At 66.2% G+C, this 19,122-nt stretch carries 25 protein-coding genes and 1 tRNA gene; 13 read left to right on the top strand and 13 right to left on the bottom strand.

Features of this window, described 5'->3' with window-relative positions:
* Positions 1-52 precede the first annotated feature (52 nt).
* From GGC47_RS05270 to GGC47_RS05300, 7 genes are all read right to left on the bottom strand, one after another.
* Positions 53-361, bottom strand: coding sequence for a hypothetical protein (locus tag GGC47_RS05270; protein WP_429067193.1), 309 nt, complete (start codon positions 359-361; stop codon positions 53-55).
* A gap of 2 nt (positions 362-363) precedes the next feature.
* Positions 364-633, bottom strand: coding sequence for a hypothetical protein (locus tag GGC47_RS05275; RefSeq protein WP_429067195.1), 270 nt, complete (start codon positions 631-633; stop codon positions 364-366).
* A 334-nt stretch (positions 634-967) separates the two neighbouring features.
* Positions 968-1,270 carry a hypothetical protein gene (locus tag GGC47_RS05280; RefSeq protein WP_429067197.1) on the bottom strand — a complete coding sequence of 101 codons (303 nt, stop codon included), beginning with the start codon at positions 1,268-1,270 and terminating at the stop codon, positions 968-970.
* Positions 1,267-1,569 carry a hypothetical protein gene (locus GGC47_RS05285; protein WP_429067199.1) on the bottom strand — a complete coding sequence of 101 codons (303 nt, stop codon included), beginning with the start codon at positions 1,567-1,569 and terminating at the stop codon, positions 1,267-1,269. The genes GGC47_RS05280 and GGC47_RS05285 overlap by 4 nt, the downstream gene beginning before the upstream one ends.
* Complete coding sequence (locus GGC47_RS05290; RefSeq protein ID WP_429067201.1) at positions 1,566-2,501, bottom strand: helix-turn-helix domain-containing protein; 936 nt, start codon at positions 2,499-2,501, stop codon at positions 1,566-1,568. Before GGC47_RS05290 ends, GGC47_RS05285 begins: the two co-directional genes overlap by 4 nt.
* A gap of 2 nt (positions 2,502-2,503) precedes the next feature.
* Positions 2,504-2,746, bottom strand: coding sequence for a hypothetical protein (locus GGC47_RS05295; RefSeq protein ID WP_429067204.1), 243 nt, complete (start codon positions 2,744-2,746; stop codon positions 2,504-2,506).
* Positions 2,739-3,089, bottom strand: coding sequence for a hypothetical protein (locus GGC47_RS05300; RefSeq protein WP_429067206.1), 351 nt, complete (start codon positions 3,087-3,089; stop codon positions 2,739-2,741). The genes GGC47_RS05295 and GGC47_RS05300 overlap by 8 nt, the downstream gene beginning before the upstream one ends.
* A gap of 34 nt (positions 3,090-3,123) precedes the next feature.
* On the opposite strand from GGC47_RS05300, the gene GGC47_RS05305 reads away from it, so the two are divergent.
* From GGC47_RS05305 to GGC47_RS05325, 5 genes are all read left to right on the top strand, one after another.
* Entirely contained in the window at positions 3,124-3,882 is a 759-nt protein-coding gene (locus tag GGC47_RS05305; protein WP_429067209.1) for a hypothetical protein, read from the top strand.
* Positions 3,883-3,957: 75 nt separating this feature from the next.
* Complete coding sequence (locus tag GGC47_RS05310; RefSeq protein WP_429067211.1) at positions 3,958-4,428, top strand: hypothetical protein; 471 nt, start codon at positions 3,958-3,960, stop codon at positions 4,426-4,428.
* Entirely contained in the window at positions 4,425-4,691 is a 267-nt protein-coding gene (locus tag GGC47_RS05315; protein ID WP_429067214.1) for a hypothetical protein, read from the top strand. Before GGC47_RS05310 ends, GGC47_RS05315 begins: the two co-directional genes overlap by 4 nt.
* Complete coding sequence (locus GGC47_RS05320; protein ID WP_429067216.1) at positions 4,691-4,876, top strand: hypothetical protein; 186 nt, start codon at positions 4,691-4,693, stop codon at positions 4,874-4,876. Before GGC47_RS05315 ends, GGC47_RS05320 begins: the two co-directional genes overlap by 1 nt.
* The gene (locus GGC47_RS05325; RefSeq protein ID WP_429067742.1) at positions 4,830-6,452 is read left to right on the top strand and encodes a recombinase family protein; all 1,623 of its coding nucleotides are present in this window, start codon (positions 4,830-4,832) and stop codon (positions 6,450-6,452) included. The genes GGC47_RS05320 and GGC47_RS05325 overlap by 47 nt, the downstream gene beginning before the upstream one ends.
* Here the strand turns inward: GGC47_RS05325 and GGC47_RS05330 are convergent.
* The 3 genes from GGC47_RS05330 to mnmA all read right to left on the bottom strand — a co-directional run bounded on the left by GGC47_RS05330 (position 6,409) and on the right by mnmA (position 8,459).
* Positions 6,409-6,485: transfer RNA gene (locus GGC47_RS05330), tRNA-Met, on the bottom strand. The genes GGC47_RS05325 and GGC47_RS05330 overlap by 44 nt on opposite strands.
* 105 nt (positions 6,486-6,590) lie before the next feature.
* Positions 6,591-7,232 (bottom strand): class I SAM-dependent methyltransferase, encoded by a 642-nt coding sequence (locus GGC47_RS05335; RefSeq protein WP_142021624.1) that lies wholly within the window; start codon positions 7,230-7,232, stop codon positions 6,591-6,593.
* Positions 7,233-7,274: 42 nt separating this feature from the next.
* A complete protein-coding gene (gene mnmA, locus GGC47_RS05340) occupies positions 7,275-8,459 on the bottom strand; it encodes a tRNA 2-thiouridine(34) synthase MnmA (protein WP_142021625.1) in 1,185 nt (394 codons plus the stop codon).
* Positions 8,460-8,693: 234 nt separating this feature from the next.
* Here mnmA and GGC47_RS05345 point away from each other — a divergent pair, with 234 nt between their 5' ends.
* From GGC47_RS05345 to flbD, 8 genes are all read left to right on the top strand, one after another.
* Positions 8,694-10,184 carry a flagellar hook-length control protein FliK gene (locus tag GGC47_RS05345; RefSeq protein WP_429067221.1) on the top strand — a complete coding sequence of 497 codons (1,491 nt, stop codon included), beginning with the start codon at positions 8,694-8,696 and terminating at the stop codon, positions 10,182-10,184.
* 15 nt (positions 10,185-10,199) lie between these two features.
* On the top strand, positions 10,200-10,865 hold the full coding sequence (locus GGC47_RS05350) for a flagellar hook assembly protein FlgD (RefSeq protein WP_112762806.1): 666 nt from the start codon (positions 10,200-10,202) through the stop codon (positions 10,863-10,865).
* 108 nt (positions 10,866-10,973) lie between these two features.
* The gene (sciP, locus tag GGC47_RS05355) at positions 10,974-11,249 is read left to right on the top strand and encodes a CtrA inhibitor SciP (protein WP_038359348.1); all 276 of its coding nucleotides are present in this window, start codon (positions 10,974-10,976) and stop codon (positions 11,247-11,249) included.
* 200 nt (positions 11,250-11,449) lie between these two features.
* Entirely contained in the window at positions 11,450-13,147 is a 1,698-nt protein-coding gene (gene fliF, locus GGC47_RS05360; RefSeq protein WP_142021627.1) for a flagellar basal-body MS-ring/collar protein FliF, read from the top strand.
* A gap of 86 nt (positions 13,148-13,233) precedes the next feature.
* Positions 13,234-14,241 carry a flagellar motor switch protein FliG gene (gene fliG / locus GGC47_RS05365; protein WP_248312718.1) on the top strand — a complete coding sequence of 336 codons (1,008 nt, stop codon included), beginning with the start codon at positions 13,234-13,236 and terminating at the stop codon, positions 14,239-14,241.
* Between the two features lies 1 nt (position 14,242).
* On the top strand, positions 14,243-14,842 hold the full coding sequence (locus GGC47_RS05370; protein ID WP_162737784.1) for a FliH/SctL family protein: 600 nt from the start codon (positions 14,243-14,245) through the stop codon (positions 14,840-14,842).
* 11 nt (positions 14,843-14,853) lie between these two features.
* Positions 14,854-15,204 carry a flagellar motor switch protein FliN gene (fliN, locus tag GGC47_RS05375; RefSeq protein WP_038359342.1) on the top strand — a complete coding sequence of 117 codons (351 nt, stop codon included), beginning with the start codon at positions 14,854-14,856 and terminating at the stop codon, positions 15,202-15,204.
* A 44-nt stretch (positions 15,205-15,248) separates the two neighbouring features.
* A complete protein-coding gene (flbD, locus tag GGC47_RS05380; RefSeq protein ID WP_038359340.1) occupies positions 15,249-16,619 on the top strand; it encodes a sigma-54-dependent transcriptional regulator FlbD in 1,371 nt (456 codons plus the stop codon).
* A gap of 15 nt (positions 16,620-16,634) precedes the next feature.
* Here the strand turns inward: flbD and GGC47_RS05385 are convergent, their stop codons facing one another.
* From GGC47_RS05385 to GGC47_RS05395, 3 genes are all read right to left on the bottom strand, one after another.
* On the bottom strand, positions 16,635-16,946 hold the full coding sequence (locus GGC47_RS05385) for a hypothetical protein (protein WP_185747929.1): 312 nt from the start codon (positions 16,944-16,946) through the stop codon (positions 16,635-16,637).
* Between the two features lie 139 nt (positions 16,947-17,085).
* Positions 17,086-18,528, bottom strand: coding sequence for an MFS transporter (locus GGC47_RS05390; RefSeq protein WP_142021629.1), 1,443 nt, complete (start codon positions 18,526-18,528; stop codon positions 17,086-17,088).
* A 77-nt stretch (positions 18,529-18,605) separates the two neighbouring features.
* The gene (locus GGC47_RS05395) at positions 18,606-18,911 is read right to left on the bottom strand and encodes a hypothetical protein (protein WP_142021630.1); all 306 of its coding nucleotides are present in this window, start codon (positions 18,909-18,911) and stop codon (positions 18,606-18,608) included.
* Positions 18,912-19,122: the final 211 nt, after the last annotated feature.

A 19,122-nucleotide genomic window follows, 5' to 3' on the forward strand; every position in this document is an offset into this window, starting at 1 on the left:
AGCCGACTTGTGGACTGGACAAAACCGGACAAAACCGGACAGCCGGCAGCGGTCACTCTGCCGAGCGGCTGACGGCTTCGCGCTGGATGTAGGCGGGCGAGAAATGCCACACGCCTCGGAAGCGGGCGAAGGCAGGATCGCCCCGGCGCCAGCCTCGCTGGGCACGCTTCAAGGCCGCGCCCTCGCTGATCTTCATCAGGTCTGCCGCGATCTTGAGCCTGATGCTCGGCACATTGGGATCGGCCCGGCCCTCACCAATGTTCCGGAGGAGAACATTGCTACCGTCAAGCCGCGCGACCACAGCCTTCATGGCTGCGACCTCGCGCTCGAGCGCTGCGATGCGGGCGGACTGGTCGGGCACCGTTACCCCCGCCGACCTGTTACCTTGCGCGGGGTAACAGCACGCTCTGTTACCTGATTGGCCTCGCCGCCGCGGTTGATGGCTGGACGATCCGCGAGACGACGATCCGTTGCGGCGATGTCGACCATCTCCGTAAAGCCAGCGCCCTCGCCAAACACCAGCAGGCCGCGCTGTTTCCATTCGCTCACGGTCTTCCGAGACACGCCTCGATATCGGGCGAACTCAGACATCAGCATGTGCTTGATGGGCCAATCTTCCGCGAGATTGCTCACTGTTACCTCCTACTGTTACCGGGTTTTCGGGAATATTGCCGTCAGATGGGCCGGGGTCGCGCGTAACCCCCGCCCGGCAGGGGGGATGGAAGGACCCCAGGATTCGTGAGATCAGAGGACCAATCGCGCCCGCTGCGGTCGGGCGATGCGCTGGGGAGCTGCAGATTGGAACGAGTTGGCAACGCGCTGGCCCGCCTCTTACGGAGGTATCCGCGACTTAGGTGGCTCGGGATCGGGTTCGGTGTCGGCGGCGTCTTCGGTCTGTTCTTCGGCGGCATTGGCCTCACCGCGCGAGGCGGCGGCATTGGCCTTTGGGGCTGGGCGGTGTTCGGCATCATCGGTGCACTCCTCGCCAACTGGCTTTTCCAGAGGCGCAAGGAGAAGCTGGCGAGATCTGCCGCCGGTCGGCGCTGACCGGCTCCACTCCGGGCATGCGCCTGATCAGCATCTCCTCCTCGAACTCGACCTGAGCAGCGAGGAAGGCGCAGGTCTCGACGCTGGCGCAGTCCTCAGGCGAGCGGCCGGCTATGACCCAGGCGTGGCAGCTGGGAAGCTGGTGCTTCTGCACCCACAGGATGGCAGTGCTGCCGTCTGTCTGGCGCACGAGGCACCAACCCGGGATGAAGGGAGCGCTCATCCCTGCCTCCTGCTCGGCTCAGGCGAGTAGCTCCCCGGCGAGGCCGGATGCTTTTGCGGGAAGACGATGATCGGCGCCGGCGCGAGTGCGCCCTTCTTCCGCGCGATAGCTCGATCGATATGTGCAACTGGGCTCGGCTGGCAGAGGATGAACCGCGGCAGCGTCTCTCTGCGATCGAGGAAGTCGACGACCGGGGCGCGCTCCTCGACCGGCAATCGCGGCGGCTCGACGACCGAGATCGGCTGAGCTGCAGCCCAATCGAAGAGGGACGGCCCCTGGTCGGCCATTTTGTGGGTCATGATGCCACCTTGGCTTTCTGGGATTGGTCGCGCTCGGTGCGCAGGACGAATTCGAGCGTGCTAATCACACCGTCGACCATCGCTTCCGCGCCCTCGGTATCAATCTCATCGATCAGCCAACGGACGCGCTGGCCGGCTGTTGCCACCCGCTTTAGGCCGAGCTGATGGTCACCATCGCCGAATACCTCGATGAGCAGTTCGCGAGCCTGGGTCTCACCGTTGATGATGCCATCTCGGTCCAGCAGCGGCCGATCGACGCCGCGTTTCGCAGCCCGGGCCAAAATCTGAGCTCGAACGTCGTTTGATGCCCCTAGAGACTTATCCTGAACCGTCTCATCGGAAGGCCCCTGCGATGAGGTTCTGTGGTCAGGTTCAGTGTTAAGGTTCTTTGATAAGGTTAGGGGCTCATTTTTGAGCTCATTGAGGGCTCGTTTTTGAGCCGAATGAGAGCTCAATTCTGAGCTCAATGACGGCTCAGTTTTGAGCTCAATGGACGGTTTCGCCATTGGGCTCATTTTTGAGCTCAATGCGATGTCGCGACCCTCGACCATGAGAGCCACGCGCTCGTCGTGTTCTTCGAGAACCTGTGAGGTGACGGCCGGCGAAGCGCCCATCGCATAGTGGTTGGATCCGCCGAAGCCCCGCTTTTCGCAGATAAGCCACCCCCGCTCGATCGCCTGGGCAATGGACCGCTTGACCGTCGCAACTGACCAGCCAAGCTCGGCAGCTAATCGCTGGATCGACGGCCAAGCGAAGTTCTTGTCGGACGCCATCCTTGCGGCGATTTCAGCAAGCACGGTCATCGTCGCCGGCGAGAGCGATGTGTCCCAGCGGTGGAGCTGAAGCCATTCGGCTCTGACGCGACCGAAGTCTTCCCTGCTCGCCCAATCGAGCAGCTTGACGTCGCGAGGATGCCTGAGCGGCGCCGGCATGGTCAGGCCACAGCCTCAAGCCGGCGGCCGATCAGCGCGACGAGCAGCTCGGCCTGGTCCGGCGCGACCTCATTGATCGCCGCCTGCTCGCGGATGACGTCCGGCCGCGGCTCCAGCCCGAGGGCGTAGATCACCGCCAGGCTGTGGTCGACGTTGGCGCGGGTGTCGTGATCGGACAGCAGCGCGTCGAGGTGTTCGTTGGGGAAAAGGCAGGTTCGTGCCTGAGCGAACAGCGGATCAACCATGTGTGCCGGCCTCCTCGCGCGCAGCTCGGGGGCGTCCTCGGCCAGTGCCCGCGAGACTGAGCACGGGCATTTCCCTATCCGCTGGCCAGTTGTCGCGGAACCAAGCGATGACTTCGTCAAATGTTTTGACGGTGAAGCTCTGCGACGGATCAGCGATCCGCTTGAAGAATGAGCTATCGTTGCGACACCGCCTCGCAACGGTTGAAAGGGCAGCATCGGTCGCGCCCGCATATTGGTTTGCGACCTGGAGCAGGTACAAGCGGAGATCATGCTCGATCATCATGCGATTAACGTTACCGAAATTTCCGTCATTCGCAAGTGGTGTTGACTGAAATATCGTCATGGCCAGTTAGCTCGAAATGACGGATATTGCCGGCATGACCGACCCGCATGAAGTTCTCAAAGCTCGGATCCGCGAGCGCCTGGCTGCTACAAACAAAAGCGCAGCGGCGGCCTCCATCGAGGCTGGGCTTGGTAAATCGGCTATCCAAGACATTCTTGCTGGTAACTCTGTCAGCCCAAGAATGAACACTCTCTACAAGCTGGCCGGGCCTTTAGGATGCTCGTTTTCCTATTTGGCCGGCGCGCTTAATGAGGAGCCCCGCCTGCCTCGCGAGGTTCGCGATGTCCGGACAGAGAGAATCTACGAAACGCTAGAGGCGGGCGTTTTCCGCGCGAATCGCCCCTTTGGCTCGCCAAATCTCGCGGTTAGTGATCCCCAGCGTCCTTCAGAATACCCGATCGCGGACGACCCGCGTCTGCCAGGCTACATTGGAAGATTGTATCGGCTCTCAGATCGGTCCCTTACAGAGGCTGGAATAATGCCGGGAGACATTCTTCACTGCTTCGAAAATCATGGAGGAAAGATTGAGTTGAAGCAGGGTCAGTTAGTTATTGTAGAATACCACTTGTCTCCTAATAACAATCTTATAGAGCGTACAGCGCGTTTCGTTGAAATCATCGATGATGGCTTTCGGCTATCCTTTAAATCGCTCGATCCCCTGCATGAAGACTATTCTATCGATCCCATTCCGATGGGAGAAGAGGATTCCAACTCCTACACGCTGGGTGACGGATGGCTGACAATCGATGGAGTGGTGGGCGCTGTCTTCAGGGAAATGCCCGTGGTGGCATGACGGATAAATCAGTCAATATGGTTGGCGACTGAAAAATCAGTCGTCAGAGTCCCTCCTAAAGCGGAGGGATCGGTGATGGATGTCCATCAAAATGGCGGCGGTCAGGCCGCGCAGTCATTCGTCGGGCCAGGCAATTATCGGTTCCGAGCGCCAGCCAACCCTGCTGTCGCTTGGTGCGAGCTGGACGAGGCAGGCGACGTCGCCATCTTCGGGACCGAGGTCGAAGCCCGATCGGGTAGCAAGCCTCTGATCCGCGTCTCGCAGGATTGGTTCGGCGACATCGCTTTGGAGCGCATCAGCGATCGCTCGAAGCACCCTCCGCGGTGGCAACGCATCCTCGCACGACTTGATGCGCGCGGCGCCATATACGCCGCCGTGGAGGGGCGTCCGGGCTGGTTCGTGGCGGCTTGGTTCGAGCCCGGCTATCCGCAGCCTGACGGCGGGCCCTGGGAGCAGTACTTCCGCCCCGGGCAAAGGATTTATGGCAGCAAGGCCATCCTGAAAGCCGTCGCCCGCCGCGCTGCGGGTCAGGCGGTGCCGGCATGAAGACGGCACTCTACATCCCCGCCGCAGAGGCCGATTATGCTGAGACGGTGTATCGGCTTGCTCACTCCGGTGAGATCCCGCTGCCTGAGGGCGTCCACTCGCTCGAAGCGTGCCGCAGACTGGTGGCTTCGTTCGGAGCTGATGTTCGTCAGCGCCTGAGCATCTGGCACGTCGCAGAACGGTTTGGGCCGTTCGGCTCAATGGTTGTCGCGGCGCGCGTCGCTGAGAATGTCATTCCCATGCCTCGGCGGATCGTGGGCTGATGTCGCGCGCCGCCTCAGCTTTCAACAGGCCACTCGATCCCGCGCTCGTGCGGTTGATCGAGGCGCTTGCGCGGGAGGCGGCGCGCCGTGATCATGCAGTTGCGGCCGCGCAGGGCGCGTTATTGAAGGCTCAGACGCATGCGTGCGGCGATCTACGCTCGGTTCTCAACCGACCTTCAGAGTGATCGATCGGTCGAAGACCAGGTTGCGCTCTGCCGTCCGCATGCTGATCGCCTCGGCTTCACCGTCACCGGCGTCTTCGCCGATCGTGCCGCCTCAGGCGCCTCAATCCATGGCCGACCTGATTATCAGCGGCTCATCGGTCTCGCTCTTGCCGGCCAGTTCGACGTCATTCTGACCGAGGATCTCGATCGCCTCTCGCGCAACCTCGCGGATATCGCTCGGCTCTATGAGACCGCGCAGTTCGCCGGCGTGAAGCTCGTCACCGTCGCCGATGGCGAGATCACCGAGATGCATATCGGCCTCAAGGGCACGATGTCAGCGCTCTTCCTCAAGGGGCTGGCGCAGAAGGTGCGGCGCGGCCTCTCTGGCGTGGTCAGGGACGGGCGCAGCGCCGGCGGGCGGGCCTATGGCTATCGGCCGGTCGCCGGGCAGCCGGGCAAGCTTGAGATCGTCGAGGCCGAGGCCGTCATCATTCGCCGGATCTTTGCCGAGTATCTCGCCGGCGACTCGGCGCGCACCATTGCCGGCCGTCTCAATACCGAAGGAGTGCCGCCGCCTCGCGGAACCTTCTGGGCTGCGATTACCATCACCGGCAACCGCAAGCGTGGCCATGGGCTTCTGCTCAATCCGATCTACGCCGGAAAGCGGGTCTGGAACCGCGTGCGGATGGTGAAGGATCCGGCCACCGGCAAGCGTATCTCCCGCGTGAACGCCGAGGCCGATTGGCAGGAGCAGGATGCGCCGGAACTGGCGATCGTCGATCGCGAGACATACGACGCCGCGCAGGAGCGCCGCGGGGAGCGGAAGGAGCAACCGCAGCGTGATCGCATGACGCCGAAGCATCTGCTCTCCGGCTTGCTCCGCTGCGGCGCCTGCGGTGCGGGAATGCAGGTAAAGGACCGGCGGGCGGATCGCACCCGCATCCGCTGCACGCATTATGTCGAGGCCCGCACCTGCTCCAATGGCCGCGCCTATTACCTTGAGGATATCGAGGCAGCTGTCGTCGGCGGGCTGAAAGAGCAGCTCGGCCAGCGCGAGGCCATCGGGCTCTATGTGAAAACCTACAACGATGAACGCCTGCGCCTGGCGGCCGACGTCGTCAATCAGCGCGCCCAGGCGGAGAAGCGGCTTGCCGCCGCCGAGCGCTCCTATGACCGTGCCTATCGCGGATATATCGACGGAATTATCGAGCAGGAGGAATCGGCTCGCGAGCTGCCGCGCCTCCGCGCTGAGAAGAAGCGACTGCAGGACGAGCTCGCGGCGCTTGACGAACCGCCGAAGCTGGTCACGCTGCACCCGGCAGCGGTGAACCACTACCTCGCGGCGATCGAGATCCTCGCCGAAACGGTCAAGGCCGGCGACGCGTTCGGGGCCGAATCAAAAACCGCCCTGCGCGATCTCATCGCGACAGTGACGGTTCACCCGGCCGAGGCCGGGACAGCACCAGAGGTTTCGATCGAGGGCCACCTGACGAGGCTGGTCGGTGGCGACCATTTCCCGACCCGCCGCATGGGGGGGATACGGGGGGAATTGATGGTAGCGGGAGAGGGACTTGAACCCCCGACACGCGGATTATGATTCCGCTGCTCTAACCAGCTGAGCTACCCCGCCACATGTTCCGGCCGTCGCCGTCGGCGACCCGTCACAGGGGCGCGGTATAGGGGGCGGGGGCGGCCCTCGTCAAGCCTCGTCCGGGATTATCCCGCGAGAGCCGGATCAGGCCGGGAGCGAGGCGCGCTTGCGCAGCCGCACGACCTTGAAATAGCCGCGGCCGATATGGACCGTGTCGTAGCGCCCGGTCCGGGCCGCCCAGTCCGTCAGGCGGCTGACCTTGAAGTCGCTGCTCCAGCCGATCGCCCGCGCCAGCGGCGCCACGGCCGCCCAGAAGGGCGCGAGCGCGCCGCCATCGTCGACGAGGCGGCTCGAGATGACGATCTCGCCACCCGGCTTCAGCACACGGTCCATCTCGGCCAGCGCCTGCTCGGGATCAGGGACGAGCGTGATCACGAATTGCGCCGTCACCGCGTCGAAGCGTTCCGCCTCGAAGCCGAGCCGGCAGGCATCCATCACGGTCAGGCCGCGAACATGACCAAGGCCGCCGGAAGCGACCTTGCGGTTCGCGACCTTCAGCATGTCGAGCGAGAGGTCAGCCCCGACGACGCGGGATTCCGGCGTGAAATAGGGCAGGGTCAGCCCGGTGCCGACGCCGATCTCCAGAATCTCGGGCCCGCAGGCGCAAGCCGCCGTCACGGCCTCGCGCTGCGGCCGGGAGAGCATGCGCTGATAGATCTTGTCGTAGAATTTGGCCCAGGTGGCATAGGCGCGCTTCTGGGTTTCGAGGTGGTCTGTCACCGGCATCGACGATTCCGAACAGGCAAGGTGAGCGACGCGACCGCTGCGTCAGGACAAGGCGAGCGCCGCCGGGGAGGGCGAGGCGGGCATGGCGAGCGGCCGGCGCAGGATCGTGCCGCCGCCGAGCACCTGCGCTCCGGGGCCGGCATCGGTATAGATGACGCAGGCCTGGCCGGGCGAGACGCCTTCCTCATCGGTGGCGAGCTCGATGCGCAGCCCCTCGTCGTCGCGGAAGAGCCGCGCCTCGCGCGGCGCACGCGTCGAGCGGACGCGCACGGCAACGTCGAGCCCTTCCGCCGGAAGAGCGTCGAGCGCCATGCCGCCGAGCCAGTTGAGATCACGCAGGCGGACCTCGCGCACGCTCAGCGCCTCGCGCGGACCGACGATGACGCGGGCGTCATCGGCATCGAGCCGCAGAACGTAAAGCGGCTCGGCGGCGCTGAGCCGCAAGCCCTTGCGCTGGCCGACGGTGTAGTGGAGCACGCCGTCATGCTGGCCGAGCACGCGCCCGTCGAGATGGACGATCTCGCCGGGGCGGGCGGCGCCGGGCTTCAGCCGCTCGATCACGTCGGCGTAGCGGCCGTTCGGGACGAAGCAGATGTCCTGGCTGTCGGGCTTGTCGGCGATGGCGAGGCCGAGCTCGGCGGCGAGCGCGCGGGTCTGCGCCTTGTCGATGCCACCCAGCGGGAAGCGCAGCAGGTCGAGCTGCTCCTGCGTCGTGGCATAGAGGAAATAGCTCTGGTCGCGATTCATGTCGGCGGCGCGGAACAGGCCGCGATGGCCATCGCCGAGATCGCGGCTGACGACGTAATGGCCGGTCGCCAGCGCATCGGCGCCGAGTTCCTTCGCCAGATCGAGCAGGTCGCGGAACTTCACGGTCCGGTTGCACTCGACGCAGGGGATCGGCGTCTCGCCGGCGAGATAGCTCTCGGCGAAGCGCTCGATCACCGCGTCGCGGAAGCGGCTCTCGTAATCCAGCACATAGTGCGGGATGCCGATGGTCTCGGCGACGCGGCGGGCATCATGGATATCCTGGCCGGCGCAGCAGGCGCCTGCCCGATGGACAGCCGCGCCGTGATCGTAAAGCTGCAGCGTGACGCCGACCACGTCATAGCCCTCACGCTTCAGCAACGCGGCCACGACCGAGGAATCCACGCCGCCCGACATCGCCGCGACCACGCGCGTGGCCGAGGGCGGCTTGGCGATATCGAGGGAGTTGAGGGCCGTGGTCATTCGGGATCGAGGTTCAGGAGCGCGTTTCGCGCGGTCGCGGTTCTATATCGGCTTTGGCCGCCTGCGGCCAGCGCGATCGGCAAATCCTGCCGGCTCGATGAAGGGCGAAGGCGGATTCTGCCGCCGGAAACGCAGGGCGTGACGGGCTAAGCCATTGAAATATAGGCGGCCGCCCCTGGCGCGCAACTTGCTGACCGCAAGCGGGTGCCCTTTGCCCGCGTTGCGGAACCGTTCATGCCTGTCGAAACCGTGTTCAACACCTCGCCCGCCAAGGAGACGCCGGCGCCGCGCCGCCGTCCTGCCGAGGCCGGCGCTGCCGGAAGCGGCGAGGGTTTCTCCCTGCCGGAGACAGCCGACGCTTCGTCGGGCTCGCCGGAGCCGAAGAAGGGTGCGGCTGTCGACGGCACGCGGGCTGCAACTCAGCCGCAGGACGCGAAGGCCGCGGCGGAGGCGACGGCCGGCAAGCCCGGCAAGGCCACGGAACCTGCCGACGCGGCGACGCCGACGCGCTCTTCGCCCGTCCAGCCGGATTCCTTCATCGGCACGCTGGCAGAGCTCCTCGCCGCCGCGCAGGGGCAGGGCGCCTCGCCGGAGGGCGAGATCGAGGGCAAGGCCACCGGAACGGCGGAAGCCGGAGAGAAGGGCGGCAAGAAGGCCGGCGAGAACAAGGACAAGAAAGCCGAAGGCGCGGAGGCGGCGTCTGCGGACAAGGACGCCAGCGACAAGGTCTCCGGCGAAGCGGCGGTTGCGCCGGTGGATCAAAAGCCTGTCCCGCAGCTGGTCGCGGCAGTCCTGTCGCTGTCCTTGCCTGCGGCCGGCGGTGAGAAGCCGGACGAGGCCGCGGCTGCGAAAGGCGGAGCCGTGCCGGTCGGGGCGGGCCCTGTCGCGAAGGCACAGCTTCAGGCCGAACGCGCCCTTGCGGCCCAGGCCGGCAGCCCCGATGGGGCCGCGGGCAAGCCGGCTTTCGGCGCCGCGCTGACCGGAGCGACGCCGGGCGAGAGCTCGCAGCATGCTGGGCAAGCCCACAAGTCCGTCGATGCCGATGCCGCCGTTGCCGGCGCGAAGGCGGATGCCGCGCAGGGGCTTCCTGCCCAGGGGCCTGCTGTCGTGGCCGGCGAAGCCAAGCCGGCCGAAGCCGTGCAGCAGGCGCTGGCGCCGATCGACCTTACCGCGCTGGTCCAGCAGGCGGTGGGGGGGACCGGGACGGCCCACTCCCTGTCGCCGCTCGACCAGGCTGCTGCCACGCCGAACCCCGCCCTGCCGTCCGGATCAGGTCAGGCCGCGCTCGCGGCGACGCCCCTGCATGTCGTGCCGATCGAGATCGGCCTGCGCGCGCTTTCGGGCGCCCGGCAATTCGATATCCGGCTCGATCCCGACGAACTCGGGCGCGTCGACGTCAATCTCTCCATTTCCGACAAGGGCGAGGTCAGCGCCCGGCTCGTCGTCGACCGCGTCGAGACCCTGCATCTGCTGCAGCGCGATGCGCGCACGCTGGAGCGGGCCTTCGAGCAGGCAGGGCTCAAGCCCTCCGATAGCGGCATCGATATCAGCTTGCGCGATCCGTCCGACCAATCCGCCTTCCGGCAGCATCGCCAGCAGGAGGAGGCGCCGCAGCGTTCGCGTCCGCCTTCCCTTGCCGAGGCCGGCGACGATGCCGTTCTTCCCACGACACCCGTGCCGCAGCGCCGCCTCGTGCGGCTCGGCGGCGTCGATCTCAGCATCTGAGCGAGGACAGACAACATGGCCGTTTCAGGTGTGGATGGGTCTTCGGGCTCTTCGAATACGTCGAGCAGCTCCTCGAGCAGCAGTTCGATCGCGGGCAATTTCGACCAGTTCCTGCTGCTGCTGACGACGCAGCTCAAGAACCAGTCGCCGCTCGACCCGATGGACACCAACCAGTTCACCGCACAGCTCGTGCAGTTCGCCGGCGTCGAGCAGCAGCTCAAGACCAACGATACGCTGGGCTCGCTGCTGAGCCTCAGCGCGGCCGGCACGGCGACGAATGCGGTCAGCTTCGTCGGCTCCAACATCACGGCGGACGGAGCGACCGCTCTCCTGAAGGACGGCAACGCGTCCTGGAAGGTCAATTCCTCGGCTGCCGGCCAGGCCACGATCACGATCAAGGATTCGAACGGCAGCGTCGTGCAGACGATGACCCGCAGCCTCGCGGCCGGCGACCAGAGCCTGGGCTGGGACGGGACGACCTCGATCGGCACGAAGGCGCCGGACGGCGCCTATACCGTCAGCATCCAGGGCACGAGCGTTGCGGGGCAAAGCCTGACGGTGAAGACGCAGATCAGCGGCGTGGTCGACGGCGTCGATTTCACCACCTCGATTCCAAGCCTCAAGATCGGCTCCATCAGCGTGCCGCTCGACAAGGTGAAGAGCGTCACCCGGTCCGAGTGAGGTGGCGCGAATCAGACGCGGACATCCCGCGCGATCGTTTTAGGTAAATCTTAAAACCGGAAGGTTAGGCTCGCCTTCAGTAGCTCTGTTGAGTTGTGTGAGTGTACCATGACCGAGCCATTGCGACCGCGGGTTAAATACGTGATCGGACCGGACGGAAGTCCGCTGACGATCGCGGATCTCCCGCCGATGAATACAAGGCGCTGGGTCATCCGGCGCAAGGCGGAGGTGGTCGCGGCGGTTCGCGGCGGCCTGCTCAGCCTCGAGGAAGCCTGCCAGCGTTACACTCTGACGGTCGATGAGTTCCTGAGCTGGCAGATGTCGATCGACCAGCATGGGCTCGCCGGTCTGCGCACGACCCGCATCCAGCACTACCGCCAGTAAGCCGGCGGCATCCTCCCCCGTTTTTCAGGGCGTCGGTCTCCGGACCGGCGCCTTTTTCGTCTGCGCCGGCCCCGGCTCGTCAAATGATTAATGGGATGGGGGCAAAAATTAACCGCCCGCTAACCATGCGCTGGGAAAAACTTGCCTAGTGGGCGGCGCAACTCGCGCAGCCCCCGCGGCTTTGTGGAACGGATGGCGGCGTGAGCGGGCTTATCGAGCAGTTTGCGAAATTCGGTGCGGCGCGTCTGGCGGCGATGCTGGCCGTCACGCTCGTGCTCGTCGGCTTCTTCGGCTTCGTCATGCTCAAGATGTCGCAGCCGGCGATGAGCGTGCTGTTCTCCGATCTCTCCAGCCAGGACACGAGCGCGATCCTCAAGGATCTCGACGCGCGCGGGATCAAATACGAATTGCGCGGCGACGGGCAGACGGTGCTGGTGCCCAAGGACGACGTGCCGCGCCTGCGGCTCGACCTCGCCGGCAAGGGCATCCCGGCCGGCGGCGGCGTCGGCTACGAGATCTTCGACAAGGGCGACGCCTTCTCCTCCACCAGTTTCGTGCAGAACATCAACCATCTGCGCGCGCTGGAGGGCGAGCTGTCGCGCACCATCCGCTCGATTGGCCGGGTGCAGGCGGCGCGCGTGCATCTCGTCATTCCCGAGCGGCGCCTGTTCGAGCGTGACCGCGAGCCGCCGCGCGCCTCGATTGCGCTCAAGCTCGCCGGCGATCTCGATGCCGCCCAGGTCCGGGCGGTCCGCCATCTCGTCGCCTCCGCCGTGGACGGGCTGAAGCCGGAGCGCGTCTCGATCGTCGATGAGCGCGGACGGCTGCTGGCCGACGGCGCCCGGGACGAGCAGAGCATTCTGGGGCTCGGCCTCGACGAGCGCCAGACCGCGATCGAGAAGCGCATCAAGTCGCAGGTCGAGGATATCGTCGCTGGCGTGGTCGGCTCCGGCCGGGCGCGGGTGCAGGTCTCGGCCACGCTCGATGCGAACCGGGTCGAGAGCCGTTCCGAGAGCTTCGACCCGGAAAGCCGCGTCGTCCGCTCCAGCCAGAACCGCACCGAGGCCTCGGCGACGGCCGAGGGCGGCAACGGCACCGTCACCGTCGGCAACGAACTCCCCGGCGCGCAGCAGACGAACGGCGCGCAGCAGAACCAGCGCGATTCCTCCTCGAAGAACGAGGAGGTGGTGAATTACGAGATCTCGAAGACGACCCGCACGGAGCTGCAGGAAGGCGGGCGCATCAAGAAGCTCTCCGTGGCCGTGCTCGTCGACGGCAACTACAACCGCGGCCAGAACGGCGAGATGGCCTATCAGCCGCGCGGCAACGAGGAGCTCGACCGGATCAGCGAGCTGGTGCGCACCGCCGTCGGCTTCGACCAGAATCGCGGCGACAAGGTCGAGGTCGTCAATCTGCGCTTCGCCGAGGCGCCGCAGGTTCCGGGCGACCTGACCGAGCCGACGCTGATGCAGCAGCTCCTGTCGTTCAGCCGCGAGGACCTCGTCCGCTTCGCCGAACTCGGCGTCATCTCGCTGCTCACGCTGATCGTTCTGATGACCGTCGTGCGTCCCCTGCTGAAGCAGGTGCTTGCGTCCGACAACAGCGTTGGCGTGCGGCCGATCCCGAGCTTCATGCGCAACGGGACGCTGGTCGGGCCGGATGGCGAGCCCACCGGTGATCCGGCGGTGCCCGGCCGTGCCGTGGCCACGGTCGGCCCGAATGGCGAGCTCGTTTCGTCCGAGGTCGAGATGCCCTCGGAGCGCATGCTCGCCATCGCCCAGGTCAAGGGCCAGCTCAAGGCGCAGTCGGTCGAGAAGATCGGCGCGCTCGTCTCCCAGAACCCGGCCGATTCGGTCGCGGTGCTGCGGAGCTGGATCCATGAGAGAGCACCGGCATGACGGGCCGCTGAACCATGGCAGACACACGCTCCCTCGCGACACGCAGCACCGGCCTTCCCGACGCCATCGAGGGCGGCGGCTTTGGCATGATGACGATCGCCCAGATGACCGGGCCGCAGCGCGCCGCCGTGATCCTGCTCGTTCTCGGCGAGGAGCACGGCAAGACGATCTGGCAGGAATTCGACGACGACGAGATCCGCATCATCACCCGCGCCATGGCCGAGCTCGGCACCGTCGATGCCGACGAGGTCGAGCGGCTGATGCTGGACTTCGTCGGCAAGCTCTCCAGCGCCGGCGCCGTCACCGGCTCCTTCGACCGCACCATCTCGCTGCTCGAGAAGATCCTGCCGAGCGATCAGGTCGCCCTGATCATGGAGGAGATCCGCGGGCCGGCCGGCCGCAACATGTGGCAGAAGCTCGGCAATATCGATGCCGTGGTGCTCGCGAACTTCCTCAAGAACGAATACCCGCAGACCATCGCGGTGATCCTGTCCAAGATCCGGCCGGAGCATGCCGCCAACGTGCTGCGCAACCTGCCCGGCGATCTCTCGATCGAGGTGGTCGGCCGGATGCTGCGGCTCGAATCCGTGCAGAAGGAAGCGCTCGACCATATCGAGAACACGCTGCGCACCGAATTCGTCTCGACCTTGACCCAGACGCGCCGGCGCGACCCGCACGAGATGATGGCCGAGATCTTCAACGGCTTCGACCGGCAGACGGAAATCCGCTTCCTGTCCGCGCTCGACGCCTCCAACCAGGAAGCGGCCGAGCGCATCCGCGCCCTGATGTTCACCTTCGAGGATCTGGCCAAGCTCGACCCCGCCGGGTTGCAGACGCTGATGCGGCAGGTCGACAAGGACGTCCTGGCGCGCGCGCTCAAGGGCGCCAGCCAGCCGATGCGCGACTTCTTCTTCGGCGCCATGTCCCAGCGCGCCGCCAAGAACATGCAGGACGACATGGAAGGGCTGGGTCCCTTGCGCCTCAAGGAGGTCGACGAGGCCCAGACCAAGCTGGTGACGTTGACCAAGGACCTCGCCGACAAGGGCGAGATCGTGCTGTCGAAGGGCAATGCCGAAGACGAGTTGGTGTACTGAGATGGCAAAGGCGACCGCGACGAAATTCATGTTCGGGACCGACTTCCGCGAGGGCAGCCGCAAGGCCGCCAGCGAGGCCGATCTCGGCGCGGCCCGGGCCGAGGGGTTCCACGCCGGCCTGGAGCAGGGCCGCAACGAGGCCGAGGGGCAGCTCAGCGGATTTGCGGGGCAGCTCGCGCGCTCGGCCGAGCGGCTCTTCGCGCTGGAGGCGGCGCGCATGGCCACCATCGAGGAGCAGGCGGCGCAGGTCGCTCTCGCTGCGGCGAAGGCGCTCGCCGGAGCGGCCCTGGCCGAGAAGCCGATGGCGGCGCTGGAGCAGGCCGTGCGCGAATGCATCGTCCATGCGCGGCAGGCGCCGCATCTCGTCCTGCGCGTCCCGGAGGCGTCGGTCGAGGCGGCGGAGGAGCTCGTCAAGCGGATGACGCGGGAGCACGGCTTCGCCGGGCGCCTGATCGTGCTGGGCGAAGCCGATATCCGCCCCGGCGACGGGCGGATCGAATGGGCCGAAGGCGGCTTCGTGATGGATGGCGAACAGCTCTCGGCGCTGATCGAGCAGGCGGTCGCCAGTGTTTTCCCCGGTGGCAGCCGTCCCGGGCAGTGAAGGTTTGAGCCATGAGCCAGCAGAACGATCTCAATCTGCCGCCCCTCAACCAGGCTGATCTGTCGTTCGATCAGAACGATACCTCGGTTGCGCGTTCGGGTCCGGTGCCGGTCAAGACGGCGGAGGATCTGGAACAGGTCTTCGACGTGCCGGTCACGGTTTCGGCCGTGCTCGGCTCCTCGAAGGTGGCGGTCGGCGATCTCCTCCAGATCGTGCCCGGCACCGTGCTGGAGCTCGACCGGCGGGTCGGCGAGGCGATCGACATCTTCGTCAACGAGCGCCTGGTGGCGCGCGGCGAGGTCGTCGTCGTGGAGGAGCGGCTCGGCGTGACCATGACCGAAATCATCAAGGCGGACCGGTGAACGTGCGGCCGCCTTCACGAACAGCAAGCAAAAGGACCTGAGCCATGCGCCTCATCATTGCCGGCGGTCTCAAGGGACAGATCATCGCCGCGGCCAAGATCGCGATGTCGCACGGTGCGGCTGTGACCCATACCGAAGGGCTCGACCAGACGCTCGCGGTGCTGCGCGCCAAGGGCGCCGACCTGCTGATGATCGACGTGGTGCAGCCGATCGCGGCCTATGTGGCGGCGCTGGAAGCGGAGCGCATCCGTACGCCCATCATCGCCTGCGGCACCTCGACCGATGCCCGCGCGGCGGTCGCCGCGATCCAGGCCGGCGCGCGCGAATACGTGCCGCTGCCGCCGGATCCGGAGCTGATCGCGGCCGTGCTGGAGGCCGTGGCGGCCGATCAGACCAGCCTGATCTGGCGCGACCCGGCGATGGAGCGCGTCGTCCAGCTCGCCTCGCAGATCGCGCGCTCGGAGGCGCCCGTGCTCGTCACCGGCGAGAGCGGCACCGGCAAGGAGGTGATCGCGCGCCATCTGCACCAGAAATCGGCCCGCAAGGACAGGCCCTTCGTCGCGGTGAACTGCGCGGCGATTCCCGACAATCTGCTCGAATCCGAATTGTTCGGCCACGAGAAGGGCGCTTTCACCGGCGCCATCGCCCGCCGCGTCGGCAAGTTCGAGGAGGCCAATGGCGGCACGCTCTTGCTCGACGAGATCTCGGAGATGGATGTCCGTCTGCAGGCGAAGCTGCTGCGCGCCCTGCAGGAGCGGATGATCGACCGCGTCGGCGGCGCCCAGCCGGTCAAGGTCGATATCCGCATCATCGCGACCTCGAACCGCAATCTGGGGGATGCGGTGCGCGAAGGCTCTTTCCGCGAGGACCTGTTCTACCGGCTCAATGTCGTGCATCTGCGCCTGCCGGCGCTGCGCGAGCGGCCGGGCGACATCCTGGCGCTCGCCGAGCATTTCGGAAAGAAATACGCCGAGGTGAACGGCTTGCCGGCCCGGCCGATCGCGACTGACGCGCGCAAGCTGCTGCTGGCCAATGCCTGGCGGGGCAATGTTCGCGAGCTGGAAAACACCATGCATCGCGCGGTGCTGCTGGCGAGCGGGCCGGAGATCACGGCCTCGGCTGTCCTGACGCCCGAAGGCGAGGCGCTCGGGCCTGCCGCCACGGTTTCGCGGGATGCCGCGGGCCGGGCCGCGCAGACGGCGGAGGCGATGACGCGTTCCCTGGTCGGCCACACCGTCGCCGATGTCGAGCGGGAGCTCATCCTCGACACGCTCGACCATTGCCTGGGCAACCGGACGCATGCAGCCAAGATCCTCGGGATCTCGATCCGCACGCTGCGCAACAAGCTCGGCGAATACACCGCCTCCGGCATCCCTGTGGCGGAGCCGGGTCAGACCCGCATCAGCGCGGCCTGACCCGGAGAGCGGTTCCTACCAGCGCCGGCGATAATAGTAGCGCGGGCGGGCATAATAGCGCGGCCGGTAGTAGTAGCGCGGCCGATAATAGGGCCGCCGATAGTAGCGATAGCGCGGCCGGCGGTAGTAGTAGTACTGGCTGAATTCGGCGTCGGTCTTGTCCAGCGCCTCCTTCGTCTCCGCCGGGACGGCTTCGGCGTCCTTGAGCGGCGCGCCTTCCGGCGGCAATATCCGAGCCGGTTGCGCGGCTTCGGCGGCGGCGATCCCGCCAAGGCCGGCGGCGGCGAAGCCCCCGACCAATGTCATCAGGAATGAGCGTCTGTCCACGACGGCCTCCAGACTGTCTTCACCACATCTCCCCCTGCATTCATAAGGGCGGAATGCAGGTGGGGAGTAATGCATTTAAATGATGATTTGTTCCCTCTGACGTCTTTTCGGCCCGCATGGTTATTGCCGATGGGAAAGCTCAATCCACCGCGTTAAGAGGCCGCGCGACGCTTTCGAGCGGCTGGCGCTCGGCCCGCACCGCGAAGCGCGCCGAGATGACTGCCGCGGCGAGCATCAGCGCCGCACCGAGCAGATAGCCGCCGAAGACGCTGCCGCGCGAGCCCGTGTCAATCAGGATGCCGAAGAGCCAGGGGCCGGCGATGCCGCCCACGCCGGTGCCGATCGCGTAGAACACGGCGATAGCGAGCGCCCGCATCTCGACCGGGAAGGTCTCGGACACCGTGAGATAGGCCGAGCTCGCCGCTGCCGAGGCGAAGAAGAAGACGACGCTCCAGCACAGGGTGAGATGGGAGGCTGTGAGCCAGTCGCGCCAGAACAGATAGCCGGTGCCGGTCAGGAGCAGGCCTGAGAGCGCATAGGTCGCGGCGATCATGAAGCGCCGGCCCCGGGTGTCGAAGAAGCGTCCGATCAGCAGGGGACCGAGGAAATTGCCAGCCGCGAAGGGCAGGATGAACCAGCCGACCGCCTGCGACGGCACATGATAGAAATCGGTCAGGATCAGCGCGTAGGTGAAGAAGATCGCGTTGTAGAAGAAGGCCTGCGAGACCATCAGCGCGAGGCCGACCAGCGCCCTGTCGCGATGCAGGACGAAGAGTGCGCGGAAGACCTCGCGCAGCGGCGTCGCGGCGCGCGGGCGCAGCCGGGTCGGCGGCAGGACTTCTCCGCCGGGCGAGATGAAGCCGGAGCGGCGCTCGATATCGGCCACGATCGCGGCGGCGCGCTCATGGTGGCCGTGGCTGATCAGCCAGCGCGGGCTTTCGGGAATCCATTGCCTGAGGATCAGGATGACGAGGCCGAGCACGGCACCGATGAAGAAGGCGAGCCGCCAGCCATGCTCGGGCTCGATATGGGCGGGGTCGAGCAGCACGATGGCGCCGAGTGCGCCCAGCGCGGCGCCGACCCAGAAGGAGCCGTTGATGACGAGATCGGTCCAGCCACGGACGCGGGCGGGGATCAGTTCCTGAATCGTCGAATTGATCGCCGTGTATTCACCGCCGATGCCCATCCCCGTGAGGAAGCGGAAGGCGAGGAAGCTCCACAGGTTCCAGGAGAACGCGGTGGCGGCCGTGGCCGTGAGATAGACCAGGACCGTGATGGTGAAGAGCTTCTTGCGGCCCAGCCGATCGGTGAGCCAGCCGAAGAAGACGGCGCCCAGCACGGCGCCGGCGATATAGGCGGCGCCCGCCATGCCGATCTCGGTATTGGTGAATTTGAGGACCGGGCTTTCCTTCAGCGCTCCCGACACCGCGCCGGCGAGAGTGACCTCGAGCCCGTCGAGAATCCAGGTGATGCCGAGCGCGACCACGACGAGGGTGTGGAACCGCGACCAGGGCAGGCGGTCCAGCCGCGCCGGCACGTCGGTTTCGATCACGCCTTCCCGGCTTCTGTCCGGCGCTGTCATGCCGGCGTCCTCCAATCGTTCTGGCGGTGTGCCTCGAAGGGAAGGGGCGGCACCGATCGGCGCCGCCCCTCAGGCTGTCAGCGGACGTAGTAGACGCGGCCGTGGCGGACCACGCGGCGCGGGCGGCGATGCATCGGCGGATGCCGCCGGTGATGCACGGGCGGAGGAGGGCGGCGGTGATGGCGCGGCCGCCCGTGATAATACTGGGTGAAGGCCGCGTCGGTCTCGTCGAGGCCGGCCTTGAGAGCGGGGTCTATGGCGCCGGCGGCAGGTTCGACAGGCGACGGGGCCGTTTCGACCAGGTTCTTCGCCAGGGCGGCACCGCCGATGCCGGCAACCGCGAGACCACCGAAAAGGCTCGTCAGAAAGGATCGTCTGTTCAAGATTTCCTCCGATATCGTTGGGATTTGGCAGGGTCTCGCCGCCCGCCGGCGAGTTGGAACGGCGAATGCGGCCACAACGCGGCCTTTCGATAACCATCCGTTCATCGGAAGGTTCCGGCCCGAAATTCTTTCGCGTCTTAACAATTCGTTCACCATGAACCCGGCAAGAATTGCCGGGTCGCGCTCCGCTCCGGAGCGCGCGGCGTCCGTA

Origin of the sequence: Allobosea sp. OAE752 (genome assembly GCF_050433265.1) — a bacterium.
Taxonomy (GTDB): domain Bacteria; phylum Pseudomonadota; class Alphaproteobacteria; order Rhizobiales; family Beijerinckiaceae; genus Allobosea; species Allobosea spartocytisi.